This is a genomic window from Actinacidiphila sp. bgisy160 (assembly GCF_057707815.1).
In genome coordinates, this window is the sequence record NZ_JBYIQW010000036.1 from 46,080 (window position 1) to 70,400 (window position 24,321).

Below are 24,321 nucleotides of genomic sequence, written 5' to 3' on the forward strand. Positions count from 1 at the left end.
GCAGAGCGGCCCCCGGTGACGCACGACGAGGAGTCACGCCCATGACCGAGCCGTACGACCTGATCACGATGGGCCGGATCGGGGTGGACCTCTACCCCCTGCAGACCGGTGTGCCGCTGCCCCAGGTCGAGACGTTCGGCAAGTTCCTCGGCGGCTCCGCCACCAACGTGGCCGTCGCCGCGGCCCGCCTCGGCCGCGGCACCGCGGTCATCACCCGCACCGGCGACGACCCCTTCGGCAGCTACTGCCACCAGGCGCTCAAGGAGTTCGGGGTCGACGACCGCTACGTCACCCCGGTCGCCGCGTACCCGACGCCGGTCACCTTCTGCGAGATCTTCCCTCCGGACGACTTCCCGCTCTACTTCTACCGGCTCCCCAAGGCCCCCGACCTGGAGATCCACGCCGACGAGCTGGACCTCGAGGCGATCCGGAGCGCCCGCATCTTCTGGATGACCGGGACCGGCCTGTGCGCGGAGCCCAGCCGCACCGCCACCCTGGTGGCGCTCGAGGCCAGGGCGCGGCGCGGCACCACCGTCTTCGACCTCGACTGGCGCCCCATGTTCTGGAAGGACCCCTTCGAGGCCCGCCCCTACTACGCACGGGCGCTGGCCTCGGCCACCGTCGCCGTCGGCAACCTCGACGAGTGCGAGATCGCCACCGGGGTACGTGAACCGCGCGCAGCCGCCGAGGCGCTGCTCGCCGCGGGCGTCGAACTGGCCGTCGTCAAGCAGGGCCCCAAGGGCGTCCTGGCCGTCCACCGCGACGGCACCACCGCCGAGGTCCCGCCGGTTCCCGTCGAGGTGGTCAACGGACTCGGCGCGGGTGACGCCTTCGGCGGCTCCCTCTGCCACGGTCTGCTCGCCGGCTGGGACCTGGAGCGGATCATGCGCCACGCCAACGCCGCCGGCGCGATCGTGGCCTCCCGTCTCGCCTGCTCCTCCGCGATGCCCACCGCGTCGGAGGTCCGGGACCTCCTCGGCCGCGGCTGACGGTCCGTCCTCTGCCCGAAAGCGAGCTCCTCTTGAGCATCAGCATCTCCGACCTGGTGAAGGTGCGGACCCACCACCCCGAGGCGATCGCCGAGGCCGCCGCGCGCCGCGCCCGCCGCCCGCTCGTCGGTGACAGCGGCCGGCTGATGATCGTCGCCGCGGACCACCCCGCGCGGGGCGCCTTCGCCGTGGGTGACCGCGAGTTCGCCATGGCCAACCGCGTCGACCTGCTGGAGCGGCTGTGCACCGCGCTCTCCCGCCCCGGAGTGGACGGGGTCCTCGGCACCGCGGACATCCTGGAGGACCTGCTGCTGCTCGGCGCGCTCGAGGGCAAGGTCGTCATGGGGTCCATGAACCGCGGCGGTCTGGCCGGCGCCTCCTTCGAGCTCGACGACCGCTTCACCGGCCACCGCGCCCAGGACATAGCCCGGCTCGGCTTCGACGCGGGCAAGCTGCTGCTGCGCATCAGCTACGAGGACAGCGGCTCGCTGAGCACCATGGTCGCCACCGCCCGCACCATCGACGAGATGGCCGAGCGCCGGCTTCCGGTCTTCGTCGAGCCCTTCATATCCCGCCGCGTCGACGGCAGGGTGCGCAACGACCTCAGCGCGGAGGCCGTCACCAAGTCCATCGCCATCGCCTCCGGGCTCGCCGGGACCTCCGCCTACACCTGGCTCAAGGTGCCCGTCACCGAGGACGTCGACGACATGGCCACCGTCATGGAGACCTCCACCCTCCCGGCCGTCCTGCTCGGGGGAGAGGTGGGCGGGGAACAGGAGGCGGTCTACGAGAAGTGGCGCAAGGCGCTGCGCCTGCCCACCGTCCAGGGGCTGGTCGTCGGCCGCACCCTGCTCTATCCCGCCGAGGGCAGCGTGGAGACCGCCGTCGACACCGCCGTCGGGCTGCTGTGAAGTCCCGGTCGAACCGCGAGAAGTGCGAGGCTCACGCCATGACCAGCACCGAGAACCACCTGGCCGCAGGGAAGGCCGCCGCCGGCCCGTACGCCGTCGACGTCGACCCCGGACGGGCCGGCTGGGACCACTCCTCCCTGCGGATCCTGGAACTGCCGCCCGGCGGACGGCACGAGTTCGCCGCGGGCGACAGCGAGTGGATCGTGCTCCCGCTGGCCGGCGGCTGCGAGGTCTCCGCCGCGGGCCTGACGTTCCGGCTCGCCGGGCGCGAGAGCGTGTTCGCGGGGGTCAGCGACTTCGCGTACGTCCCGCGCGACGAATCCGTCACTGTCACCAGCGCCTTTGGCGGTCGCTTCGCCCTGACCGGTGCCCGCTGCGAACGGCGGCTGGCCGCGCGGTACGGACCGGCCTCCGCCGTTCCCGTCGAGCTGCGGGGCAGCGGCAACTGCAGCCGTCAGGTCAACAACTTCGGCGCCGCCGGGGTCTTCGAGTGCGACCGCCTGATCGCGGTCGAGGTGCTCACCCCGGCGGGCAACTGGTCGTCCTTCCCGCCGCACAAGCACGACGAGGACCGCGAGGGCGAGTCGCGCCTCGAGGAGATCTACTACTTCGAGATCGCCGCGGCGCACGGCAAGGAGGGCATCGGCTACCAGCGCGTCTCGCCCTCCGGCAACGGCCGCAACACCGACGTCCTCGCCGAGGTCCGGCAAGGCGACGTCGTCCTCATCCCCGACGGCTGGCACGGCCCCTCGATGGCCGTCCCCGGCCACGACATGTACTACCTCAACGTCATGGCGGGCCCGGGGCCAGAGCGTGCCTGGCTGATCCGCGACCACCCCGACCACGCCTGGGTCCGCGACACCTGGCCGGACCAGCCGGTCGACCCGCGCCTGCCCCTGTACACCGCCCCCGCCGCCACCGACGAAGCCCCCGCGAGGTCCTGATGAGCAGCCAGTCCGTACGCCGCCTCACGGTCGCCCAGGCGCTGGTGCGGTTCCTGTCCGCGCAGTACACCGAGCGCGACGGGGTCCGCCGCCGTCTCGTCGCCGGGACGTGGGGCATCTTCGGCCACGGCAACGTCGCCGGCATCGGCCAGGCGCTGGTGGAGTACCGGCGGGAGATGCCCTACCACCAGGGCCGCAACGAGCAGGCCATGGTGCACGCCGCGGTCGGGTACGCCCGCCAGCTCAACCGGCTGTCCGCACAGGCCGTCACCACCTCCATCGGCCCCGGCGCCACCAACCTCGTGACCGGCGCCGCGCTCGCGACCGTCAACCGGCTGCCGGTGCTGCTGCTCCCCGGCGACTCCTTCGCCAACCGCGTGCCCGACCCGGTGCTCCAGCAGCTGGAGCACAGCCAGTACGGCGACGTCACCGTCAACGACGCGCTGCGCCCGGTCTCCCGCTGGTTCGACCGGGTCACCCGGCCCGAGGCACTGATCCCGTCCGCGCTCCAGGCGATGCGGGTGCTCGCCGACCCGGCCGAGACCGGCGCCGTCACGCTCGCCCTGCCCCAGGACGTCCAGGCCGAGGCGTGCGACTGGCCGGAGGAGTTCTTCACCGAACGCGTGTGGCACGTACGCCGCCCGGCTCCCGAGGCCGCCGAACTCGCCGCCGCCGCCGACGCGGTGCGTGCCGCGCGGCGCCCGGTGATCATCGCGGGCGGCGGCGTCCACCACAGCGAGGCCGAGCCCGCCCTCCGCGCACTGGCCGAGGCGACCGGCATTCCCGTGGCCTCCACCCAGGCAGGCAAGGGCTCGCTGCGCCACGACCACCCGGCCGACCTCGGTGGCGTCGGCCACACCGGCACCGCCGTCGCCGACGACATCGCGCGGACCGCCGACCTGGTCATCGGCGTGGGCACCCGCTACACCGACTTCACCACCGCCTCCTCCACGCTTTTCGCCGCCCCCGGGGTGCGTTTCCTCAACCTCAACATCACCGGCTTCGACGCCCACAAGTTCGGCGCCCGCACCCTGGTAGGCGACGCCCGCGCGAGCCTCGAAGCCCTCGCCCAGGCCGTGGCGGGACACCGCGTCGCCGCGGAGTACGAGGCCGAGTACCGCGCCGGCAAGGAGCGCTGGGAGCGCGTCGTCGAGGCCGCGTACGCCGCGGACGACGCGGAGCGCCCCACTCAGACCCAGGTGCTGGGCGCGCTCGACTCGGTGGTCGGCGACGACGACGTGGTCATCAACGCCGCCGGCTCCCTCCCTGGTGACCTGCACAAGCTGTGGCGCGCCCGCTCCCCGCGCCAGTACCACCTGGAGTACGGCTACTCCTGCATGGGATACGAGATCCCGGCCTCCATCGGCGTGCGGATGGCGGCGCCCGACCGGCCCGTGTGGGCGCTCGTCGGGGACGGCACCTACTTGATGATGCCGACGGAGATCGTGACCGCCGTCCAGGAGGGCGTGAAGGTCAACCTCCTCCTGATCCAGAACCACGGTTACGCCTCCATCGGCGGCCTGTCCTCCGAGGTCGGCGGCGAGCGCTTCGGCACCGCCTACCGCTACCGGGCCGCCGACGGCTCCTTCACCGGCGACCCGCTCCCGGTGGACCTCGCCGCCAACGCCGCCAGCCTCGGGATGGACGTGCTGCGCGCCGAAACGGTGCGCGGGCTGCGCGAGGCGCTGGCCGCCGCCCGTACCTCCGAGCGTCCGACCTGTGTGTACGTGGAGACCGACCCCACGCCGACGGCCCCCGCCGCCCAGGCCTGGTGGGACGTTCCGGTTGCCGAGACCGCCTCCCGAGAGGCGGCCGTCGAGGCCCGTAAGTCCTACGAGCGGCACCTGGGCGACCGCCGCCGCCACCTGTGAGGAGGCTCCTCGTATCCCGCTCCCGGAACCCGGCACCATCGACCGCACCGGCCCGTCCGCGGGCCCTCGAGAAGTCATGGACCCAAATGTTCGGACAATGTGATGTCAGAGTTTCCTGAGATCGAGACCGGCGGATACGCTCCCCCTGTGTCCAAAGCAGAGTCCGCGCCGCTCGAGTTCGAGGTGGACCGCTCCAGCCCGGTGCCGCTGTACTACCAGCTCGCCCAGCAGCTGGAGGGTGCCATCGAGCACGGCAGGCTCGCCCCCGGCAGCCTCCTGGGCAACGAGATCGAACTCGCCGGACGGCTCGGGCTCTCCCGGCCGACCGTCCGGCAGGCCATCCAGTCCCTCGTGGACAAGGGGCTGCTGGTGCGCCGTCGCGGTGTGGGCACCCAGGTCGTGCACAGCCAGGTCAAGCGGCCCCTGGAGCTGAGCAGCCTCTTCGACGACCTCCAGGCCGCCGGGCAGAGCCCCGCCACCCGGGTGCTGCGCAACGAGACCGAGCCGGCCTCCGCCCAGGTCGCCGCCGCGCTGGGCATCGCCGAGGGCAGCGACGTCGTCGTCCTGCAACGCCTGCGCTTCACCCACGGCGAGCCGATGGCCCACATGTGCAACTATCTGCCGCCGGGACTGCTCTCCCTGGACAACGCCAAGCTCGAGTCCACCGGCCTGTACCGCATGATGCGCGCCGCCGGGATCACCCTGCACAGCGCCCGTCAGTCGGTCGGCGCCCGCTGCGCCACCGAGGCGGAGGGCGAACTGCTCGCCGAGGACCCCGGGGCCGCCCTGCTCACCATGAGCCGGACGACCTACGACGACACGGGACGGGCCGTCGAGTACGGCACGCACATCTACCGCGCCTCCCGCTACGCCTTCGAGTTCCAGCTGCTCGTACGGGCCTGAACGGCTACGGAACCCCCCCTTCCGCAAGCATCGCACCCTGTGACGGATACTTGGTCGGTTCCAAGACCTGCAGGGAAAGGCACGACGTGGAGAGCGCGACCAGGGGAAAGCGTGCGCTCGGTGCGCTACTGACAGTGGTCATCGGTGTGGCGCTGGCGGGCTGCAGCAGCACCGGGGGCCTGCGAGCGGAGCAGCGGGCCAAGGAGGCGCAGGCCAACGGTTCGGCCGTCGACACACCGAGGTGGACGGTCGCCATGGTCACCCACGCCGGCGCCGGCGACAGCTTCTGGGACATCGTCCAGAAGGGCGCCCGGCAGGCTGCCGCCAAGGACAACATCAAGTTCCTGTACTCCAACAGCGACCAGGGCAAGGACCAGGCGCAGCTGGTGCAGACGGCCATCGATCAGAAGGTCGACGGCCTGGTCGTCACGCTCGCCAAGCCCGAGGCCATGAAGGACGTCGTCCTGAAGGCGGAGAAGGCGGGCATCCCGGTCATCACCATCAACTCCGGGTCCGCCCAGTCCGAGGAGTACGGCGCCCTGGCGCACATCGGCCAGGACGAGACCATCGCCGGCGAGGCCGTCGGCGACGAACTCACGGCGCGCGGCAAGAAGCACACCCTGTGTGTGCTCCACGAGCAGGGCAACGTCGGCCACGAGCAGCGCTGCGCGGGCGTGAAGAACACCTTCAAGGGCACGACGGAGAACCTCTACGTCAACGGCACCAACATGCCCGACGTCCAGTCCGCCCTCCAGGCCAAGCTGGCCGCCAACCGCTCCATCGACGCCGTCGTGACCCTCGGCGCGCCCTACGCCGCCACCGCCGCCAAGGCGAAGGAGCAGGCGGGCAGCCAGGCCGAGGTCGACACCTTCGACCTCAACGGCCAGGTCGCGAGTGCGCTGGAGGCCGGCACCATCGGCTTCGCCGTCGACCAGCAGCCGTACCTGCAGGGCTACGAGGCCGTCGACCTGCTGTGGCTCCACCGCTACAACGCCGACGTGCTCGGCGGCGGCAAGCCCGTGCTCACCGGCCCGCAGATCGTCACCAAGGACGACGCGGCCGCGCTGAAGGACTACGCGAAGCGGGGCACCCGATGACCGCGGACAGCCTCGCGCCGCCGCGGCGGCTCGGGCACCGCCTGTTCAGCCGCCCCGAGCTGGGCGCGGCAGTCGGCGCCGTGGCCGTCTTCGTCTTCTTCTCCGTGACGGCGGACTCCTTCCTGCGGCCGGCGAGCCTGGGCACCGTCCTGTACGCGGCGTCCACCATCGGGATCATGGCGGTGCCGGTGGCGCTGCTGATGATCGGCGGCGAGTTCGACCTGTCGGCGGGCGTGCTGGTCACGTCCTCCGCCCTGGTGTCGTCGATGTTCAGCTACCAGTTGACGGCGAACGTCTGGGTCGGCGTCGGCGTCTCGCTGCTGGTCACCCTCGCCTTCGGCTTCTTCAACGGCATCATGCTGGCCCGCACGAAGCTGCCGAGCTTCATCATCACGCTGGGCACCTTCCTGATGCTCACCGGGCTCAACCTGGGCTTCACCAAGCTCATCGACGGCACGGTCAGCACCAAGTCGATCTCCGACATGGAGGGCTTTCCTTCGGCGCGGGCACTGTTCGCCTCGCACCTGACCATCGGCGACGTCGACCTCCAGGTCACCATCCTGTGGTGGGTCGCCCTGGTCGCCGTCGCCACCTGGGTGCTGCTGCGCACCCGGGCCGGAAACTGGATCTTCGCCTCCGGCGGCGGCCCCGACGCGGCCCGCGCGGTCGGCGTTCCCGTCACCCGTACGAAGACGGGCCTCTACATGGCCGTCGCCTTCTGCGCGTGGATCTCCGGGCAGCACCTGCTGTTCTCCTTCGACGTCGTGCAGTCGGGAGAGGGCATCGGCAACGAGTTCCTGTACATCATCGCCGCCGTGATCGGCGGCTGCCTGATGACCGGTGGCTACGGCTCGGCCATCGGCTCGGCGGTCGGCGCGTTCATCTTCGGCATGACCAGCAAGGGCATCGTGTACGCCGAGTGGAACCCGGACTGGTTCAAGTTCTTCCTGGGCGCCATGCTGCTGCTGGCGACGCTGCTGAACGCCTGGGTGCGCAAGCGGGCGGAGGCGGCGAAGTGACGGCCCTGGTGAAGCTGACCGACGTCAGCAAGTCGTACGGGCACGTGCGCGCCCTGGAGGGCGTCTCCCTGGAGGTGCACGCGGGGGAGATCACCTGCGTCCTCGGTGACAACGGCGCCGGGAAGTCCACTCTGATCAAGATCATCGCTGGGCTGCACCAGCACGACGGGGGCGGCTACGAGATCGACGGTGTGCCGGTGCGCCACGCGTCCCCCCGCGAGGCGCTCGACCATGGCATCGCCACGGTCTACCAGGACCTGGCCGTCGTCCCGCTGATGCCGGTGTGGCGGAACTTCTTCCTCGGCTCCGAGCCGAGGAAGGGCCGCGGCCCCTTCAAGCGCCTGGACGTCGCCATGATGCGGGAGACGACGCGTACGGCACTGCGCGACATGGGCATCGACCTGGGCGACGTGGACCAGCCCATCGGCACCCTGTCGGGCGGGCAGCGGCAGTGCGTCGCCATCGCCCGGGCGGTGCACTTCGGGGCCAAGGTGCTGATCCTCGACGAGCCCACGGCGGCGCTCGGCGTCCGGCAGTCCGGCGTCGTCCTCAAGTACGTCGCCGCCGCGCGGGACGCTGGGCTCGGCGTGGTCCTCATCACGCACAACCCCCATCACGCCCACCTCGTCGGCGACCGCTTCGTCCTGCTGCGCCGCGGCACGATGACCGGCACCTACACCAGGGACGCGATCACGGTGGACGAGCTCACCCGGGAGATGGCCGGCGGCACGGACCTCGAGACCCTCGCCCACGAGCTGCGTCGCCCGGCACAGTGACGGCGGACGGGCGGCCCCGGCCGCCCGCCCCGCACCGTCCGGTTCCCGCCGCGGGCCCGGGGCCACACCCCCCGAGATCCCCGGCACTTAGAATCACTCGGAGAAACGCCCCCGACCCCGGAGAGACGAGCCTTGCGAGCGACGACCGAGCAGCAGTTCGGGACCGAGTCCGGGATCGGATCCACGGGGGTGAACCGATGAGCATGTACCGGGGTGCCGCCCGCTCCTCCAGCAGCTCCACACTCCTGAGCACGGTGGGCCGCCGCGAGCGCCGCTCGCACCTCACCGCGCCCCGTGTCCCCACCGTCGGAATCGACATCGGCGGCACCAAGGTGATGGCCGGCGTCGTGGACGCGGACGGCAACATCCTGGAGAAGCTGCGCACCGAGACGCCGGACAAGAGCAAGAGCCCGAAGGTGGTCGAGGACACCATCACCGAGCTCGTCCTCGACCTGTCCGAGCGACACGACGTGCACGCCGTCGGCATCGGCGCGGCCGGCTGGGTCGACGCGGACCGCTCCCGGGTGCTCTTCGCCCCCCATCTGTCCTGGCGTGACGAGCCACTGAAGGCCCGCCTCACCGAGCGCCTGCGGGTCCCCGTCATGGTGGACAACGACGCGAACACCGCCGCCTGGGCGGAATGGCGCTTCGGCGCCGGCCGCGGCGAGAACGACCTCGTCATGATCACGCTCGGCACCGGCATCGGTGGCGCCATCCTGGAGGACGGCCAGGTCAAGCGGGGCCGCTACGGCGTCGCGGGCGAGTTCGGCCACATGCAGGTGGTGCCCGGCGGGCACCGCTGCCCCTGCGGCAACCGCGGCTGCTGGGAGCAGTACAGCTCGGGCAACGCCCTGGTGCGCGAGGCCCGCGAACTGGCGGCCGCCGAGTCCCCGGTGGCGTACGGGATCATCGACCGGGTCGACGGCCAGGTGCAGGAGATCACCGGTCCGCTCATCACGGAGCTCGCCCGTGAGGGTGACGCGATGTGCGTCGAGCTCTTCCAGGACATCGGCCAGTGGCTGGGCGTCGGCATCGCCAACCTCGCCGCCGCCCTGGATCCTTCCTGCTTCGTCATCGGCGGCGGCGTCAGCGCGGCCGACGACCTGCTGATCGCTCCGGCCCGCGACGCCTTCCGGCGCCATCTGACCGGGCGCGGCTACCGGCCGGAGGCGCGTATCGTCAAGGCGCAGCTCGGCCCCGAGGCCGGGATGGTCGGCGCCGCGGACCTGGCGCGGCTGGTCGCGCGCCGCTTCCGGCGGGCCAACCGGCGGCGGGTCGAGCGCTACGAGCGCTACGCGAAGGTTGTCGGCAAGTGAGTGCCATGCCCCCGAGGAAGCCGCCGCGCTGGGTTCAGTGGACGGTCGTCCCGCTGCTGATCCTGGTGCCCATCGGCTATGTGATCATCTCGGCGGAGCAGAGCCGCGACAGCGGCGAGGAGAAGCAGGAACAGGCGGCCGCCACCACCCTCACCTACCTGTGGCCCACCAAGGTGCAGCGGCGCATCTACGAGGTGATGATCCCGTCCGGTTCGACGCCGGTGGCGTACCTGGAGACCAACAACTGGGCGGCCAGTTCCTTCTACGTGCAGTTCCGCACCAACCAGGGCGGCCTGGACACCTTCCTCGCCCAGTACGGCCGGAGCCGCGCGGCCCTCAAGGACGGCGACGTGACCGTGAGCCCGAAGCAGGCCCGCACGGTGCGCTGGACCTTCGGCACGGACCGCAAATGGGCCGGCCTCCGGCTCAAGCAGCACGGTGACAAGCCGGACCACAACATCACGGTCGACTTCTCCAACCCTGACCACCCCGTGGTCTATGTCGTGTCCACGATAAACTTCCGCTGACGCGCCCAGGCGCCGCAAGGGCGCCGCGTCGTCCGCAGGGCCTGCCCGTGGAGTCGGATGAACCCCGTCACATCCGTTCAGTCGTGGGCGCTCTTCCTGAAACTTGGCACTCCGAGTGGAACAATATCTGTGCTCGCGAGGTGAGGCTTTGGCGGACCGCGTAGTGAGAGTTTTTGCCGCACTGAACAGAGCGGAATTGCATAACGCGCACGGGCTGTTCCCGTGTGCTACTGTCGATCTCAGTTGCAGTTGTGGTTCCCGAAACTTCAAGTGCTCCAGACCGGTTCTTCCGGATGGGAGCGCTTATGTATTTCCGGTCATTTCCGGGCGGGGTGATCATCGCGACGACACGGCGTCCGCGCAGTGCGGATTCCGATGTATTGCCCCAAAGGAGATATGAGATGGCTGCTGGTACCGTGAAGTGGTTCAACGCGGAAAAGGGCTTCGGTTTCATCGAGCAGGACGGTGGCGGCCCCGACGTGTTCGCCCACTACTCGAACATTGTCGCGCAGGGCTTTCGTGAGCTGCTCGAAGGCCAGAAGGTGACCTTCGACATCGCGCAGGGCCAGAAGGGCCCGACGGCCGAGAACATCGTTCCGGCCTGACGTCGACGCACAGACTGCAGCTGGGGCCCGCATCCTTCGGGGTGCGGGCCCCAGCTGCACGCATCTTCCGCGGCGGTTCCACCTGCGGGGCGGCTCGGAGGAATCCGCAGTCTGACCACGCGCGGCTCCTTCGCCGGTGATGCAGGAGCGTCCTGAAGAGCTGCGCCGCAACCGGCGCCCGGACCTGCGTCCCCATCGCGTCACCCGTTTCAGCACCTGTGCCCCCGGATATTTTCGACGGTCCGGATCTGTTTTCTTTGCCGCCGGTTCATACTTGTGATTCTCCATGTCGCTCATTGCTGCGGGAATTCCTTGATATGTGCCACATCGAGGAAGGTTCCGCATGAACCGCACACGCACGAACGACCGCTTCGACCGATCCCGTCACGGCAGTGCCGACGCCGGAAAGGGCGGCAGTCGCAAGGGTGCCCAGGCACCGCGCCGTTCGGGTGGGCCTGCCCGTTCCGGTGGTCACGGCCGCCGGCCGGCCGCCATGCAAGGTGAGTTCGCGCCGCCCAGGACGATCACCCCCGCGTTGCCCGCCGTGGAGGGCTTCGCCGATCTCGACATGCCCGAGCGCCTGCTGGCCGAACTCGGCAGGCAGGGGGTGACCGTACCGTTCCCGATCCAGGGCGCGACGCTGCCGAACTCCCTGGCGGGTCGTGACGTACTGGGCCGCGGGCGCACCGGCTCCGGCAAGACCCTCGCCTTCGGTCTCGCCCTGCTCGCCCGTACCGCTGGACAGCGTGCTGAGCCCCGCCGGCCGCTGGGGCTGATCCTCGTTCCGACGCGTGAGCTGGCGCAGCAGGTGACCGACGCGCTCACCCCGTACGCCCGTTCCGTCCGGCTGCGGGTGGCCACGGTGGTGGGCGGGATGTCGATCGGCCGGCAGGCCGGCGCGCTGCGCGGCGGGGCCGAGGTCGTCGTCGCGACGCCCGGACGGCTCAAGGACCTCATCGACCGTGGCGACTGCAAGTTGGACCACGTGAGCATCACGGTGCTGGACGAGGCCGACCAGATGGCCGACATGGGTTTCATGCCGCAGGTCACCGCGTTGCTCGACCAGGTGCGTCCGGAGGGGCAGCGGATGCTCTTCTCCGCCACCTTGGACCGCAACGTCGACCTGCTGGTCCGCCGCTATCTGACCGACCCCGTCGTGCATTCGGTCGACCCGTCGGCAGGTGCGGTCACGACGATGGAGCACCACGTTCTGCACGTCCACGGCGCTGACAAGCACGCCGCCACGACCGAGATCGCCGCCCGCGACGGCCGCGTGATCATGTTCCTGGACACCAAGCACGCAGTCGACCGGCTGACCCAGGACCTGCTCGGCAGCGGGGTACGCGCCGCCGCGCTGCACGGCGGCAAGTCGCAGCCGCAACGCACCCGCACGCTGGCGCAGTTCAAGGCAGGGCACGTCACTGTGCTGGTGGCGACCAACGTCGCGGCGCGCGGTATCCACGTCGACAACCTCGACCTCGTCGTCAACGTCGACCCGCCGACCGACCACAAGGACTACCTCCACCGCGGCGGCCGTACCGCCCGCGCCGGCGAGTCCGGCAGCGTCGTCACGCTTGTCACACCGAACCAGCGCCGCGGCATGGTCCGCCTCATGTCCGACGCCGGAATCCGGCCGCAGACCACCGAGATCCGCTCGGGAGGCGAGGCCCTGAGCCGGATCACCGGCGCCAAGGCCCCGTCCGGCATCCCGGTCGTCATCGCCGCACCGGTGGTCGAACGCCCCAAGCGCAGCGCCTCCCCTCGAGGCCGACGCCGCCCTTCCGCGGCGGCGACCCGGCGCGCCCGCGCAGGCCAGCCCGTCCTCGACGCGGTGTCCTAGAACCTTCGTGATCCGGAAGCCGACCCATCTCCGCAGGAGGCACCTTTTGACGCTGATCCAGATGCAGCCCCGCTCGGCGGACGCAGACCCCGTGCACGGGACGGAGGCGGAGGCCATGGACGCGGCCGGACCGCAGGTCTGTGACGACATGAGCGTCGAGGTCGTGCTGGCCGTCATGGCCGCCGCACGCACGGGCCGACTGGTCGTCTGCGACCAGGACGACCAGCGCATCGGCCTGGTGACCCGAACCGACCTCACCGCCGTCCGCGACAGCGGCGCCTACACGGACCGCGTCCGCCTGCGCGACATCCTCGGCGACCACGGATCGTCCACCTCACCGTGACCACCATGGCGAAGCCGAGCACGGGATGTGCCTCCGTCGGTTCGGTGCTCTGCGAGTCGTGGACGAGCAAGGCAGCGCCCCGGGCATCCCCGGCTTCTCCTGCTGAACGCCTTGCCCGTGGGCGGACCGTTTTCCTTCTCCCTGTGAGGCCACATGCGCTGCGTCATCGCCCGCTTCCCCTTCGAGCTCACCAAGGGCGGAGTGCTGGAATCGATGAAGGGCATCAAGCCCGAACCGGTCACCGGCGCATCGTTGATCATCGGCCGCCGCCACTACCCCGTCAAGCAGGTCGGCCAGGTCGTCACCCGCCAGGACCGCCGTGACTTCAGCGCCGCCGAAGTCCTCCGGGCCATGACCCGGCTCGGCTTCACCTGCCGCGCCCTCCCCAAGACCGCGCCTGTCGGCATGACCGGCTCGCTGCAGCACGCCGCAGCGTTGCTCGACACCCCGGAGACGGTCTGACGGGCGAACAGGCACGAGATGACATCTGACCAGCAGTGTGGGCCCGACCGGTACGCCGGCCGGGCCCACACTGCGTGCAGCGGGTTCCCGTCGCCGTCGCTCGGTGGTCGAAACAGCTGAAGTCGTCCACGGTTCAGGCGCTGACTGCCGCAGAGCCACAGTGGTTGCCTGAAGGGGACTGACGACCGCAGTCGGTGCATGACGGCACCTGCTGCCGTGCGCCCGTGTCTCGGCAGCCCACGGCCTGCACGAGTCGGGGGCCGTGCCGGTTCGGGCAAGCGGCCCATGCGCGGCGATGCCACCGGCTGGGCGAGCGCGAGGAAGCAGATCCTCCTCAAGGCACTGAGGCGGCAGTAGAGGCGTCGACCCGCTCACGGCTGGAAGCGTCCGTCCCGGGCGGTGGCGTTCTTCGCGGGACGCGGTCCCGGCCGGTGCCCGCCGACGGCAGCCGCGGCGTGGTCGGCGATGTAACGCTCAGCCTGACGTGCTGCGCGGCGCTGGGTCACTGTGAGCGCCGGACTGAGCCTCGGAGCTGCTGCTCGAACCACCCATGGACCGGTCGAGGCGGATTACTTCACCTTCGAACACATGGAAATCTGTGCCAGCCAGAGTAGACATTTGGTTGGCGGCGTGGTTATGTTTCTCTTGTAACCGAGATCGAATGAGGCCTGGCAGACATGAACTGCCGGGCAGCGGTAACGCAGATGCAGTGCGCAGGACGGTGCGGCGTGGAGTCCCGAAGCCAGAGCGGTTGCAGGACGGTGACGGGGCTGACGGCCGGACCGGGTGGCCCGCAGTGATCAGGGGCTGCCATGAGTGGTGCTGCAGTGGCAGTACCCGTAAGTGAAAGTTCGCAGTACCCAGCAGTGAAGTCAGTGAGCAGTACCTCGGTGAAGGCGTCGGCTGCGGGCGCGCGCACCGGGAGGTTCGGCAGTGGGGTCCCGAGCCGGAGCAGACGCAGGACGGGCGACGGGGCCGGCTGCCGAAGGGTGGTGCTGTTCGAGGCCACCAGCGGTCTGCGGTACCAGCAGTTCGTAGTTTCCGTCAGTGAGTAGTTGCCCAAGAGGGAAGAACGGAGGAGCCGAGCGCCATCAGGATCGCCCGGGTGGAGGTCTTGGACCCGGGTACCGCAGGACATCGATAGTGAGGTGGTCTCCGGTCAAGCAACCGCGATCCCCGCGCCCCCGACAGCGTCTCGTTCGGGTCCGCGGAAACAGAGGGCCGGTGCAGTATCAGGGCCGGCAGATGGTGTAGTAGTTCCTTCGGGGCCCTGGTGCCAGACGGCGCCAGGGCCCCTCAACGCGTTGACACAGAGAGGTGCAATGACAGCAGACGACACGTTCGGCCGTCTCGACGACGACGATTACCCCGCCTACACCATGGGCCGGGCCGCCGAGATGCTCGGCACCACCCCCGCCTTCCTCCGCGCCCTCGGCGAAGCGCGACTGATCACTCCCCTGCGCTCCGAAGGCGGCCACCGCCGTTACTCCCGCTACCAACTGCGCATCGCCGCTCGCGCCCGGGAACTGGTCGATCGGGGCACCCCCATCGAGGCCGCCTGCCGGATCGTCATCCTCGAAGACCAGCTCGAGGAAGCCCAGCGCATCAACGCCGAATATCGCCGCGCCGCCGAATCAGGGAACCCGACGGCAGCAGAATGAGCTGAGCGTGCCCGTCCTCGTCGGCGGGCATCGCGTGCACGGTCGCGCAGGCGGGCCGGGGGCCGGGCCCACGGCGGCGTAGGAGGTGCTCGGAGCGATCGGGGCATCCGCCTCGGCGAGTACGTCGCAGATCGGCTGGACGCCGAAGGTCTCCTTTCACTGGCCGATGTGGGCGACCTTCATGGCAGTGGACGGTCCAGCTCCGCGGCGAAGAGGGCGAGGCGGACTTCAATGTCGCGTTCGCCCGCCGCAGGTGCTTCACCTCGCGTGGTTGCGTCAGGCGAACGCCGCATTGCACCGGATCGTGCGGACCCGGCTTCGGTTCGACCCACCCACCCAGGACTACTGCGAACGGCGCGTCATGGAGGGGAAGACCGGAAACAAGGTCGCCCGGTGCCTTGAGACGTACGTCGCCCGAAAGGTCTTTCCCCTGGTCCGGGCCACATCCTCACAGCCCCCGGTAAAAGGGCAGCAGTGGGAGATGAGAGGGTCTGACAGGTGAGCGAGACACCACCGAACACCCTGCAATACCGCTTTGACGGGCCAGAAGCCGCACCTGTCCTGGTCCTGGGGCCCTCGCTGGGTACCACGTGGCACATGTGGGACCGGCAGATACCCGAGCTGACCCGGCAGTGGAGGGTGCTTCGGTACGACCTCCCAGGGCACGGCGGTGCTCCCGTGGAACCCTCGGTCTCCACCGCCGACCTCGCCGACCGACTGCTGCGCACCCTGGACGAGGTCGGCGTCGAGCGCTTCGGCTACGCGGGCTGCGCCTTCGGTGGCGCCATCGGCACGCAGCTCGCGCTGCGCGCCCCACAGCGCCTGGCCTCGCTGGCGCTGGTCTCCTCGGCCGCCCGCTTCGGCACGCCCGACGCCTGGCGGCAGCTCGGGGTGGTCGTCCGCGCGAACGGCCTGGAGCAGATCGCCCTGAGCGCCCCCGAACGCTGGTTCGCCCCCGCCTTCCGGGCCGCCCAGGCCGCAATCGTGGACTGGGCCGTGCAGATGGCCCGTGCCGTCGACCCCGAGTGCTACATCGCCGCCTGCGAGGCGCTGGCCGCCCACGACGTGCGCGCCGCACTGGGCCGGATCACCGTGCCGACGCTGGTTGTGGGCGGCGCCGAGGACCAGGTGACACCGCCCGCCGACGCCCGTGCCCTGGTCGCCGGGATACCCGACGCGCGGCTCGCGGTCGTCCCCGGGGCCTCGCACCTGGTGCCGGTCGAGCAGCCCGCCGCCGTGGGCGAGCTCCTCGTACGCCACTTCGAGGCCACCTGGACCGAGCAGCCCCTCGCCCTCGCCGTCCCCGCGCAGCCCGCACCCTCGGCCCCCGAGCCCGTACCGGCTACGGCCCCCGTGCGGCCCGCGCCGCGGTACCAGGGCGGTGCCGCGGCCGGCCGCCCGGACCCGTACGCCGAGGGCGACCGCACCCGGCGTGAACTCCTGGGCGACGCGCACGTCGACCGGGCGGCCGAGGAGGCCGAGGACTCCGCCGGGGGCTTCGAGGAGTTCGTCACCCGCTACGTCTGGGGCGAGGTCTGGAACCGGCCGGGGCTCGACCGGCGCACCCGCAGCGTCATCACCCTGACCGCGCTCGTCGCCGGCGGCCACCACACCGAACTGGCCGCGCACACCCGGGCCGCGCTGCGCGGTGGGCTCACACCGGCCGAGATCGAGGAGGTGCTGCTGCACACCGCCGTCTACTGCGGGGTGCCCGCCGCCACCTCCGCCTTCGCGGTGGCGCGACGTGTCATCCGGGAGGAGACTCGGCCGCGGGAGTGAGCCCGCGCGCGGCGGCACGGTCGCGCCGTCAGCCCATTGGCGTCTCCACCCGGATACGGCGTGTGCGGTGCGCACGGCCTCGGCCATGATGGTCATGCAAAGGATCACCGCGCCGGAGGAGAGTCATGAAGCTGACGAAGAGGGGCCACGCCTGCGTCCGCCTGGAGAAGGACGGGCGCGCGCTCGTCATCGACCCCGGAGCCTTCACCGAGCCGGACGCCGCGGCGGGTGCGGAGGCGGTCCTCATCACGCACGAGCACGCGGACCACTTCAGCGAGCAGCAGCTGCGCGCGGCCCTGGAGGCGAACCCCGCCGCCGAGATCTGGACTTTGAAGAGCGTCGCCGACCAGGTATCGGCCGCCTTCCCGGGCCGGGTCCACACCGTCGGCGAGGGCGACACCTTCAGCGCGGCCGGCTTCGACGTCGAGGTGTACGGCCAGATGCACGCCGTGATCCACCCCGACATCCCGCGCATCACCAACGTGGGCTACCTCGTCGACGGCTCCGTCTTCCACCCCGGCGACGCCCTCACCGTGCCCGGCCGCCCCGTCGAGACGCTGCTGCTGCCGGTGCACGCTCCCTGGAGCAAGGTCTCCGAGGTCATCGACTACCTCCGCGAGGTGAAGCCGGCCCGCGCCATCGACGTTCACGACGGGCTGCTCAGCGACATCGCGCGCACCGTCTACGACCGGCTGCTCGGCCCCGACGGGCCCGGCGTCGGCGGCGCGGAGCACGGCAGGATGGCCCCCGGCGACAGCGCCGACCTGGGCTGACGACCCCCGCGGACGGCTCCGGGGAACGCTCCGGGACCGGTTGTCGGAGGCGGGCGGTACATTCGGGTCCATGCGCATCGCCACCTGGAACGTCAACTCGATCACCGCCCGCCTGCCGCGGCTGCTGGCCTGGCTGGAGAAGAACAGCCCGGACGTGCTGTGCATCCAGGAGACCAAGTGCGCCGAGGCGCAGTTCCCGTTCGACGAGCTGCGCGCCCTCGGCTACGAGACCGCCGTCAACGCCACCGGCCGGTGGAACGGCGTCGCCCTGCTGTCCAAGGTGGGTCTCGAGGACGTCGTCGTCGGGCTGCCCGGCGGCCCGCTCTACGAGGAGGTCGACGAGCCCCGCGCCGTCTCGGCGACCTGCGGCGCGGTCCGGGTCTGGTCGGTGTACGTGCCCAACGGCCGCGAGGTCGGTCACGAGCACTACGCGTACAAGCTGCGCTGGTTCGAGGCGCTGCGCGCGGCGATCGCGGAGGACGCGGCGGGCGATCGCCCCTTCGCGGTCCTCGGCGACTACAACGTGGCTCCCACCGACGAGGACGTGTGGGATGCGTCCCTCTTCGAGGGGATGACCCACGTCACCCCGGCCGAGCGGGAGGCGCTGGCGCGCCTGCGCGAGGCCGGGCTCAGCGACGTGGTGCCCCGCCCGCTGAAGTACGACCGCCCCTACACCTACTGGGACTACCGCCAGCTGGCCTTCCCCAAGAACCGCGGCATGCGGATCGACCTGGTCTACGCGAACCAGCCCTTCACCAAGGCGGTCGGCGACGCCTACGTCGACCGCGAGGAGCGCAAGGGCAAGGGCGCCTCGGACCACGCCCCCGTCGTGGTCGACCTCGACGTCTGACCGGTCCGGGGGACGCCCACCGCGAAGCGCCCGCCGACCCTGCGCTGGAACTCGACGTAGCCGCGCAGGCCGGGCGGGCAGGGCAGGTGCAAGGTGGCCGGATGGGTCACCTCGCGCAGGTCCACCACCAGGGCGTCGTCCGGCAGCCCGGCCAGCGCGGCGGCCAGCTCCGGGTCGGCGTCCGGCCGGGTCTGCCCCACCGGTGCGCCCCGTAGGTCGGGCCGGTAGGAGAAGACGTGCGAGGTCTCGGCGAGCCGCTCCAGCACCGCGGTGTGGTCCGGGACCGTCCCCTCCGGCCGTTCGGGCCCCGGCTCCGGTGCCGTGCGCTCCACGGCCGCGAGCCCGGCCCGGGCCAGCAGGGTGACCCAGTCGACCAGCGAGGGCGCCACGTACGCCCAGGTGTCGAGGAAGACCCCGGTCGCGGCGAACACCCGGCCCCAGGCTCCGGTGCCCCCGTCCACGTCGACGAAGAGCGTGTTCCCGCCCGACTCGTGGAGCAGGTGCGCGGAGCCGGGCGGCCCCACGGCCCAACCGCCGGGGTGCAGACCGCGTTCCGGTGCCAGCCGGTACTCATCGAGGCCGCCGACGCGGATCGACCGCACCCTGCCGACCAGGTGCCGCACCTCGTCGGGCAGGGGCACGCCCCACGCCGCGATCTCGGCGTCGTCCGCGCCGGGTGCCAGCCGTACCGTCCCCGGGGCCCGCGCCGCCAGCTCCTCCAGCAGCCGCCAGGCGCGGTCCGCCGCCGCCCGAGCTCCGGCTTCCCGTTCATCCCGCATTGCGTGGCCCTTCTCGCGCCGGGCATCCTTACGTCACGTATTGTGAGGCAACGGAACGTATACAACGTGTCGTTACCGTTGGCATACGTCCGCGCATACGCTCCGGCCATGAAGAGCTTCTCCGCCGATATCGCCGCCGCCGGGCTCGAACCCGAACCCCTGGACCCGGGGCAGATCGTCTCCGGCTCCCCGGAGGTCACCGGAAAGGTGCTGTGGCAGTCGCCCGACGGCACCCGTACGAGGGGGATCTGGCAGATCACCCCGGGCGTGGTGACCGGCACCGAGGCGGACGAGAGGTTCGTGGTCGTCAGGGGGCGGGCCACCGTCGAGGTGGAGGGCGGAGCGACCCTGGAGCTCGGCCCGGGCGACGTCTGCGTCCTGCGCGAAGGAGACCGCACGACATGGACCGTCCACGAGACGCTGCGCAAGGCCTACGCCATAGGCTGATGCTCATGGACATCTCCTTCCTGGACAGGTGGCGCAAACGGTACGGCGAGGTCCGCGGCGCGGCGGTTCCGGAGTCCCTCGCCGAGGACCCGGAAGGAGTCGTGGAACTGCTCTCCGAGTGCGAGTTGCTGCGTGCCAGGGCCGGGACCGAGGGAGTGGAACTGGACGACACGGCCGTCTCGTTGGAGCGCCTGGACCAGCTGGTGCCGCGCTGGCGCGACGACCCTGACGAACTGTCCTGGCTCGGCAACGACGCCGGGCTCTACCTCGGTACGGTCGTCGTGCGCACCGTGCCCGGCGCGAGCTGGCAGATCTGGCCCAACGGCCGGCCCGTCATCCTGCTGGCCTCGGGCCGCGAACTCGACGTCGTGGAGGCCGGCCACGAATGGGCGGAGAGCGGCACCCCGGAGCTGTCCCAGGTCTACGCCGAGGCGTCCGAGACCTGAGCGCAGCCCGGTTCCCGGGTGACGCTGCTTCCTAGATGACGCGTTCGGCCTCGCCGAGCATGGCCTCGAACCAGCGGTCGAAGCCGTAGGGCAGTGAGCCGGGCGGAGTGGTGGACAGCCGGTAGACCAGCGAGCCCCGTGGGTCCGCCGGGGGTCCGATGACGGAGACGAAGGTGGCACCGTCGAGGCGTACCAACCGCCACACCGGCGTGGTGCGGTAGCGGTAGACCTCGAGCTGAATCGTTCCTTCTTCGGCGAGGGCGGCGAGCATGTCCTCCGCGAAGCGCAGGCTCGACGCGAAGAAGCGCGGAGTCTCGCCGACCTCCTCCGCGATCCGGGCGACCGCCGGACTGTCCGGGTGCAGCAACAGCAGCCGCATGCGGGCGGCCTCGGTCCGGCCCTGGCGGGTGAGCGGCCCGCGCAGCAGCGAGTCGCCGAGCGCCACCAGGCCCAGGGCGCGCACGCCCACCACGTCCACCGCGTCGGCGCTCGCCGCCACCTCGCGGATCTCCGCGGCCGCCTCGGGCTTGGTCAGCGCGACCGCCGCGACCTGCGGATGGTCCATCAGGTCCCGGACGCCGTACGAGCGCAGGCGGCGCGGCGCGAGCCCCATGAGCATCCGCGCGTGGTCCGGCATGCGCAGGCCCTGTGCGATTCGCTCGAACACGTCGAACCGCACCACTGAACGGCGGCCCCGCACGATCTCGTTGACCCGGCCCTGCAGCAGCCCCGTCGCGGCCGCGATGCGCGACTGGCTCGCGCCGCCGTACTGCTGCGCGAACCGCAGGATCGCCCCGGCGTCGCGGGCCCGCAGGGCCTCCCGTATCTCCTCGCGCTCCCAGGCCCACGCGGGGATCTCGACGGCATCACCGGAAACCGGTTCCGACATCCACGACTCCCGTCCACCCCGGCGCGGTCCACCGGCGTTACCAGCGGGTATGTCGTGGTGAGAATAGCGCGGGGGTATCGCGTGCACGTGTGCTTCACCGGAATGCTCGGCGCCACCTACGACACCTGTGAGGTGGTCACATGGGGGATGAACTGGCCGCACAGCCCCCGTTCTGGCACGTCGCCCCCGGTGCCGACCGCGGCGCGGGTCATGAGCCGGCCCTGGAAACCCTCCATACCCACGATCCGGCGGCCGAACCCGTCCCGGCCCCGCTGGCCGCCGTCCTGCTGGGCGAGGTCTTCCTGCCCGCCGACGACCTCGCGCCCGCCCAGGCGCGCCGCATCCTGGCGGCGACCCTGGACGCGTGGGGTCTGGGGCACCTGCTGGACACCGCGAGCATCGTGCTCGCCGAACTCGTCTCCAACGCCGTACGGCACGCCGGGGGCCGGCGGGTGGGCGTCACGCTGTCGCGACGGCTGACGCTGGTGCACATGTCGGTCCGCGACGCCTCCCGCACTCCGCCCTGCCTGGTGCTGACCGGGCGGGTCCCCGACACGACGAGGAGCGCCCGCGGTCTGCAGGTGGTTTCCGCCCTGGCCTACCGCTGGGGGACAGAACTCCTCCCGGGCGGCAAGCGTGTCTGGGCCGAGATCGCCGTCTGACGGGGCGTCGGGAGGTGCATGATGGGGGCATGGACTCCCTGCAGCAGATGCCCAACATCGGCGCGGTCCTGGCCGAGCGCCTCCGCAGCGCCGGCGTGCCGGACGCCGACGAGCTGCGCCGCCTCGGATCCGGAGGGGCCTTCGCGATGATCCGCGAGGGGCTTCCCGAGGACGCCTGCACCCACACCCTGCTCGCCCTCGAGGGCGCGATCCGCGGTACCCGCTGGACCGCCATCCCCAAGGCCGACCGCGATGCGCTGGTCGGCCGGGTGCTCGGCGAGGGCCACGCGGGCGCCGCAGCCGGAGGCCGTTAGGGCGTGTCGTCACATGAGCGCCGGCCGCCCGGAGGGCGGGCCCCGCGGTGTCTGGTGCGGTGCATCGCAAGGCGGAGAGTCGTCCTCGTAGTGGGCTACCCGGACGATTCGACAACGCAGCGAGGTGCCGTGCCAGGCGCCGCGGGGCAGGCGGGCATGTGACGACACCCCCTAGCGACCGCACCGCACCACCGGCGGACGGGGCGCGGTCTCTCCGCCCGGTCAGGACGAGAAGTCGATGCTGTAGGCCACCCGCCAGCGGTCGGCTCGGATCACCGTGTCCGAGGTTTCCACGGCGCGGTCGTGCGCGTCGAAGTACGTCCGCTGGACCGCCGTCACGCACTGGCCGTGTGCGCAGCCGAGGGTCTGCGCCTCCCAACCGGTGGCGGGCCGCGACTCCAGGACCTCGCGGGCCCGCACGACACGGACCCCGATCGCGGCCAGCCGCCCCCGTACCCCGCGGCGGGCGTAGGGGCCGCGCTCGGGGTGCGCGACGTCCGTGCCGCCGGTGATGGCCAGCGGTTCCCAACTGGTCGCGAGCTGCACGGGCCGGCGGTCGGCCAGGTACTCGTAACGAGTCATCACCACCGGGTCGCCGTTGACGATGCCCAGCCGTTCGGCGATGGCCGGCGGGGCGGTCGTCGTGACGGTCGAGGCCTCCCAGTCCACCGTCGTGGCGTCGCCGACGAGCCGGGTGGCGAAGGGCGAGTCCACGGCTCCGGTGCCGCGGTCGAGCGTCCCGCGGGCGGAACGGTCGAGCACGAACACCCCGCATTCCCCCTGAGGGTGACCCCGCCGGCTCCCGTGATGTCGATGAAGTGGACGGAGGGAGCGGCGGAGGTGCCGGTCGCGTGGGCCGCGGCGGCGGGGGCGGTGACCGTGGTGTCGGGCTCCGCGAGGGGGGTCGCCTGCGCGGCGGGAGCCCCGATGCCCGGTGCCGTGACGGCGAGCGGAACGGTGGAAAACGATCCCGCGGTGGTGCGAGGCGCTCTCATGGCGGCTCCAGATGTCCCCGCGACAAAGTGACTGGAGAGTAACCAGGGCTGCTCACCGTTGGTAATACCTCCGCATGTTACGCGCCAGTAATGATTGCTCGGAGCTGAGGGAACGTCAGTCCATCGAGCGAACTTGCGACGCATCCATTGACTTCGGCCACGTGGGGCGCCGAATCTGAACCCGTCAGCGTCGACAGGGGGAGGGCCCGATGGGTGTCGGACGTGCATCGATCCTGGGAACGGCCGCGGCGTCGGCCGCGCTCGTACTCACCGCCGTGAGCGCGGTTCCGGCCACCGCGCACACGCATGACGGCCACCATCAAGGCCACGGTCACCGGGACGCGTACGTCGCGCTCGGTGACTCGTACACCTCCGGACCGCTCATTCCCGACCAGGTGGACGCCAATTGCGCCCGGTCGAACCGGAACTACCCCTCGCTGGTGACCCGGCAGCTGAGCGGCACCACCCTCACCGATGTCAGCTGCGGCGGGGCCACCACCGCCGAGATGTGGAAGGCGCAGGGCAGCAACCCGCCGCAGCTGGATGCCCTGAACCGGCACACCTCCCTGGTCACCCTGCAGATCGGGGGCAACGACATCGGCTTCGGCAGCATCATCCGCACCTGTGCCGGCGCCGCCGTCTCCGACCCGACCGGCAACCCCTGCGAGAAGCACTACATGGCAGGCGGAACCGACCAGTTGCGGGCCGCCGTGGAGGCGACGGCACCGAAGATCGACGCCGTGCTGGACGCCGTCCACCACCGTGCGCCGCGGGCCCGGGTCGTGGTCGTCGGCTACCCGGCCCTGCTCCCCGACAGCGGCGTCGGCTGCCGTCCGGCCGTGCCCTTCGCGGACGGGGACTTCGCCTACCTCCGGGACACCGAGAAGCGGCTCAACACCATGCTGGCCCGTCGCGCCAGGGCCGCCCACGCGACCTATGTCGACACCTACACCGCCACCGTCGGCCACGACATGTGCACCGCCCCTGGTGTCCGCTGGATCGAGCCGCTCACGCCCGCCGCTCCGGCCGCGCCCGCCCACCCCAACGCGCTGGGCGAGAAGGCCATGGCCGGCGCCGTCCTGGACCGGCTCTGCGTGCGCGGCCGCATATGACAGGGCCGCGG

At 71.3% G+C, this 24,321-nt stretch carries 26 protein-coding genes; 23 read left to right on the forward strand and 3 right to left on the reverse strand.

Annotated features, from left to right (window positions below; translation table 11 throughout):
• The first annotated feature begins 41 nt into the window (after positions 1-41).
• The 18 genes from iolC to AC3EUJ_RS25310 all read left to right on the forward strand — a co-directional run bounded on the left by iolC (position 42) and on the right by AC3EUJ_RS25310 (position 18,666).
• Entirely contained in the window at positions 42-989 is a 948-nt protein-coding gene (iolC, locus tag AC3EUJ_RS25225; protein WP_431965067.1) for a 5-dehydro-2-deoxygluconokinase, read from the forward strand.
• A gap of 32 nt (positions 990-1,021) precedes the next feature.
• Positions 1,022-1,900: a Cgl0159 family (beta/alpha)8-fold protein gene (locus AC3EUJ_RS25230; RefSeq protein WP_431965069.1), complete on the forward strand. Its 879-nt coding sequence runs from the start codon at positions 1,022-1,024 to the stop codon at positions 1,898-1,900.
• Positions 1,901-1,938: 38 nt separating this feature from the next.
• A complete protein-coding gene (iolB, locus tag AC3EUJ_RS25235; RefSeq protein ID WP_431965071.1) occupies positions 1,939-2,844 on the forward strand; it encodes a 5-deoxy-glucuronate isomerase in 906 nt (301 codons plus the stop codon).
• Positions 2,844-4,715, forward strand: a complete 1,872-nt coding sequence (gene iolD, locus AC3EUJ_RS25240; protein WP_431965073.1) for a 3D-(3,5/4)-trihydroxycyclohexane-1,2-dione acylhydrolase (decyclizing) — start codon at positions 2,844-2,846, stop codon at positions 4,713-4,715. Before iolB ends, iolD begins: the two co-directional genes overlap by 1 nt.
• A gap of 147 nt (positions 4,716-4,862) precedes the next feature.
• Entirely contained in the window at positions 4,863-5,618 is a 756-nt protein-coding gene (locus tag AC3EUJ_RS25245; RefSeq protein ID WP_431965075.1) for a GntR family transcriptional regulator, read from the forward strand.
• Positions 5,619-5,704: 86 nt separating this feature from the next.
• Positions 5,705-6,715: a sugar ABC transporter substrate-binding protein gene (locus tag AC3EUJ_RS25250; RefSeq protein ID WP_431965077.1), complete on the forward strand. Its 1,011-nt coding sequence runs from the start codon at positions 5,705-5,707 to the stop codon at positions 6,713-6,715.
• On the forward strand, positions 6,712-7,734 hold the full coding sequence (locus tag AC3EUJ_RS25255) for an ABC transporter permease (protein ID WP_431965079.1): 1,023 nt from the start codon (positions 6,712-6,714) through the stop codon (positions 7,732-7,734). Before AC3EUJ_RS25250 ends, AC3EUJ_RS25255 begins: the two co-directional genes overlap by 4 nt.
• On the forward strand, positions 7,731-8,510 hold the full coding sequence (locus AC3EUJ_RS25260; protein WP_431965081.1) for an ATP-binding cassette domain-containing protein: 780 nt from the start codon (positions 7,731-7,733) through the stop codon (positions 8,508-8,510). The genes AC3EUJ_RS25255 and AC3EUJ_RS25260 overlap by 4 nt, the downstream gene beginning before the upstream one ends.
• A gap of 197 nt (positions 8,511-8,707) precedes the next feature.
• Entirely contained in the window at positions 8,708-9,826 is a 1,119-nt protein-coding gene (locus AC3EUJ_RS25265) for an ROK family glucokinase (protein ID WP_431965083.1), read from the forward strand.
• Between the two features lie 5 nt (positions 9,827-9,831).
• Complete coding sequence (locus AC3EUJ_RS25270) at positions 9,832-10,353, forward strand: hypothetical protein (RefSeq protein WP_431965136.1); 522 nt, start codon at positions 9,832-9,834, stop codon at positions 10,351-10,353.
• Positions 10,354-10,754: 401 nt separating this feature from the next.
• Positions 10,755-10,958, forward strand: coding sequence for a cold-shock protein (locus tag AC3EUJ_RS25275; RefSeq protein ID WP_431965085.1), 204 nt, complete (start codon positions 10,755-10,757; stop codon positions 10,956-10,958).
• Positions 10,959-11,301: 343 nt separating this feature from the next.
• Positions 11,302-12,798, forward strand: coding sequence for a DEAD/DEAH box helicase (locus AC3EUJ_RS25280; RefSeq protein WP_431965087.1), 1,497 nt, complete (start codon positions 11,302-11,304; stop codon positions 12,796-12,798).
• A 46-nt stretch (positions 12,799-12,844) separates the two neighbouring features.
• Entirely contained in the window at positions 12,845-13,141 is a 297-nt protein-coding gene (locus tag AC3EUJ_RS25285) for a CBS domain-containing protein (protein ID WP_431965089.1), read from the forward strand.
• A gap of 153 nt (positions 13,142-13,294) precedes the next feature.
• The gene (locus AC3EUJ_RS25290; protein WP_431965091.1) at positions 13,295-13,603 is read left to right on the forward strand and encodes an SCO5918 family protein; all 309 of its coding nucleotides are present in this window, start codon (positions 13,295-13,297) and stop codon (positions 13,601-13,603) included.
• Positions 13,604-14,925: 1,322 nt separating this feature from the next.
• Positions 14,926-15,264, forward strand: a complete 339-nt coding sequence (locus AC3EUJ_RS25295; RefSeq protein WP_431965093.1) for a helix-turn-helix domain-containing protein — start codon at positions 14,926-14,928, stop codon at positions 15,262-15,264.
• 498 nt (positions 15,265-15,762) lie between these two features.
• The gene (pcaDC, locus tag AC3EUJ_RS25300) at positions 15,763-17,043 is read left to right on the forward strand and encodes a bifunctional 3-oxoadipate enol-lactonase/4-carboxymuconolactone decarboxylase PcaDC (protein ID WP_431965094.1); all 1,281 of its coding nucleotides are present in this window, start codon (positions 15,763-15,765) and stop codon (positions 17,041-17,043) included.
• Between the two features lie 125 nt (positions 17,044-17,168).
• A complete protein-coding gene (locus tag AC3EUJ_RS25305; RefSeq protein ID WP_431965096.1) occupies positions 17,169-17,816 on the forward strand; it encodes an MBL fold metallo-hydrolase in 648 nt (215 codons plus the stop codon).
• A 70-nt stretch (positions 17,817-17,886) separates the two neighbouring features.
• The gene (locus tag AC3EUJ_RS25310) at positions 17,887-18,666 is read left to right on the forward strand and encodes an exodeoxyribonuclease III (RefSeq protein WP_431965098.1); all 780 of its coding nucleotides are present in this window, start codon (positions 17,887-17,889) and stop codon (positions 18,664-18,666) included.
• On the opposite strand, the gene AC3EUJ_RS25315 is transcribed toward AC3EUJ_RS25310, so the two are convergent.
• A complete protein-coding gene (locus tag AC3EUJ_RS25315; protein ID WP_431965100.1) occupies positions 18,591-19,445 on the reverse strand; it encodes an SMI1/KNR4 family protein in 855 nt (284 codons plus the stop codon). The two genes, AC3EUJ_RS25310 and AC3EUJ_RS25315, sit on opposite strands and share 76 nt — an antisense overlap.
• Before the next feature lie 108 nt (positions 19,446-19,553).
• On the opposite strand from AC3EUJ_RS25315, the gene AC3EUJ_RS25320 reads away from it, so the two are divergent.
• Together AC3EUJ_RS25320 and AC3EUJ_RS25325 are read left to right on the forward strand one after the other, a co-directional pair.
• Complete coding sequence (locus AC3EUJ_RS25320; RefSeq protein ID WP_431965102.1) at positions 19,554-19,892, forward strand: cupin domain-containing protein; 339 nt, start codon at positions 19,554-19,556, stop codon at positions 19,890-19,892.
• A 5-nt stretch (positions 19,893-19,897) separates the two neighbouring features.
• Positions 19,898-20,338, forward strand: a complete 441-nt coding sequence (locus tag AC3EUJ_RS25325; protein WP_431965104.1) for a DUF6278 family protein — start codon at positions 19,898-19,900, stop codon at positions 20,336-20,338.
• Between the two features lie 31 nt (positions 20,339-20,369).
• On the opposite strand, the gene AC3EUJ_RS25330 is transcribed toward AC3EUJ_RS25325, so the two are convergent.
• Positions 20,370-21,227, reverse strand: coding sequence for a helix-turn-helix domain-containing protein (locus AC3EUJ_RS25330; protein ID WP_431965106.1), 858 nt, complete (start codon positions 21,225-21,227; stop codon positions 20,370-20,372).
• Between the two features lie 140 nt (positions 21,228-21,367).
• On the opposite strand from AC3EUJ_RS25330, the gene AC3EUJ_RS25335 reads away from it, so the two are divergent.
• On the forward strand, positions 21,368-21,889 hold the full coding sequence (locus tag AC3EUJ_RS25335) for an ATP-binding protein (RefSeq protein WP_431965108.1): 522 nt from the start codon (positions 21,368-21,370) through the stop codon (positions 21,887-21,889).
• Positions 21,890-21,918: 29 nt separating this feature from the next.
• Positions 21,919-22,203: a TfoX/Sxy family DNA transformation protein gene (locus AC3EUJ_RS25340; protein WP_326571765.1), complete on the forward strand. Its 285-nt coding sequence runs from the start codon at positions 21,919-21,921 to the stop codon at positions 22,201-22,203.
• 222 nt (positions 22,204-22,425) lie between these two features.
• Here the strand turns inward: AC3EUJ_RS25340 and AC3EUJ_RS25345 are convergent, their stop codons facing one another.
• Complete coding sequence (locus AC3EUJ_RS25345) at positions 22,426-22,971, reverse strand: UTRA domain-containing protein (RefSeq protein WP_431965110.1); 546 nt, start codon at positions 22,969-22,971, stop codon at positions 22,426-22,428.
• A 436-nt stretch (positions 22,972-23,407) separates the two neighbouring features.
• Here AC3EUJ_RS25345 and AC3EUJ_RS25350 point away from each other — a divergent pair, with 436 nt between their 5' ends.
• On the forward strand, positions 23,408-24,310 hold the full coding sequence (locus AC3EUJ_RS25350) for an SGNH/GDSL hydrolase family protein (RefSeq protein ID WP_431965112.1): 903 nt from the start codon (positions 23,408-23,410) through the stop codon (positions 24,308-24,310).
• Positions 24,311-24,321: the final 11 nt, after the last annotated feature.

Excerpts from the sequence above, each read along its gene's own strand:
- iolC (WP_431965067.1), top strand. The coding sequence starts at position 42 with ATGACCGAGCCGTACGACCTGATCACGATGGGCCGGATCGGGGTGGAC.
- AC3EUJ_RS25280 (WP_431965087.1), top strand. The coding sequence starts at position 11,302 with ATGAACCGCACACGCACGAACGACCGCTTCGACCGATCCCGTCACGGC.
- AC3EUJ_RS25265 (WP_431965083.1), top strand. The coding sequence starts at position 8,708 with ATGAGCATGTACCGGGGTGCCGCCCGCTCCTCCAGCAGCTCCACACTC.
- AC3EUJ_RS25270 (WP_431965136.1), top strand. The coding sequence starts at position 9,832 with ATGCCCCCGAGGAAGCCGCCGCGCTGGGTTCAGTGGACGGTCGTCCCG.
- AC3EUJ_RS25275 (WP_431965085.1), top strand. The coding sequence starts at position 10,755 with ATGGCTGCTGGTACCGTGAAGTGGTTCAACGCGGAAAAGGGCTTCGGT.
- AC3EUJ_RS25335 (WP_431965108.1), top strand. The coding sequence starts at position 21,368 with ATGGGGGATGAACTGGCCGCACAGCCCCCGTTCTGGCACGTCGCCCCC.
- AC3EUJ_RS25350 (WP_431965112.1), top strand. The coding sequence starts at position 23,408 with ATGGGTGTCGGACGTGCATCGATCCTGGGAACGGCCGCGGCGTCGGCC.
- AC3EUJ_RS25315 (WP_431965100.1), bottom strand. The coding sequence starts at position 19,445 with ATGCGGGATGAACGGGAAGCCGGAGCTCGGGCGGCGGCGGACCGCGCC.
- AC3EUJ_RS25330 (WP_431965106.1), bottom strand. The coding sequence starts at position 21,227 with ATGTCGGAACCGGTTTCCGGTGATGCCGTCGAGATCCCCGCGTGGGCC.
- AC3EUJ_RS25310 (WP_431965098.1), top strand. The coding sequence starts at position 17,887 with ATGCGCATCGCCACCTGGAACGTCAACTCGATCACCGCCCGCCTGCCG.
- AC3EUJ_RS25320 (WP_431965102.1), top strand. The coding sequence starts at position 19,554 with ATGAAGAGCTTCTCCGCCGATATCGCCGCCGCCGGGCTCGAACCCGAA.
- AC3EUJ_RS25295 (WP_431965093.1), top strand. The coding sequence starts at position 14,926 with ATGACAGCAGACGACACGTTCGGCCGTCTCGACGACGACGATTACCCC.
- AC3EUJ_RS25255 (WP_431965079.1), top strand. The coding sequence starts at position 6,712 with ATGACCGCGGACAGCCTCGCGCCGCCGCGGCGGCTCGGGCACCGCCTG.
- iolD (WP_431965073.1), top strand. The coding sequence starts at position 2,844 with ATGAGCAGCCAGTCCGTACGCCGCCTCACGGTCGCCCAGGCGCTGGTG.
- iolB (WP_431965071.1), top strand. The coding sequence starts at position 1,939 with ATGACCAGCACCGAGAACCACCTGGCCGCAGGGAAGGCCGCCGCCGGC.
- AC3EUJ_RS25325 (WP_431965104.1), top strand. The coding sequence starts at position 19,898 with ATGGACATCTCCTTCCTGGACAGGTGGCGCAAACGGTACGGCGAGGTC.
- AC3EUJ_RS25305 (WP_431965096.1), top strand. The coding sequence starts at position 17,169 with ATGAAGCTGACGAAGAGGGGCCACGCCTGCGTCCGCCTGGAGAAGGAC.
- AC3EUJ_RS25290 (WP_431965091.1), top strand. The coding sequence starts at position 13,295 with ATGCGCTGCGTCATCGCCCGCTTCCCCTTCGAGCTCACCAAGGGCGGA.
- AC3EUJ_RS25340 (WP_326571765.1), top strand. The coding sequence starts at position 21,919 with ATGGACTCCCTGCAGCAGATGCCCAACATCGGCGCGGTCCTGGCCGAG.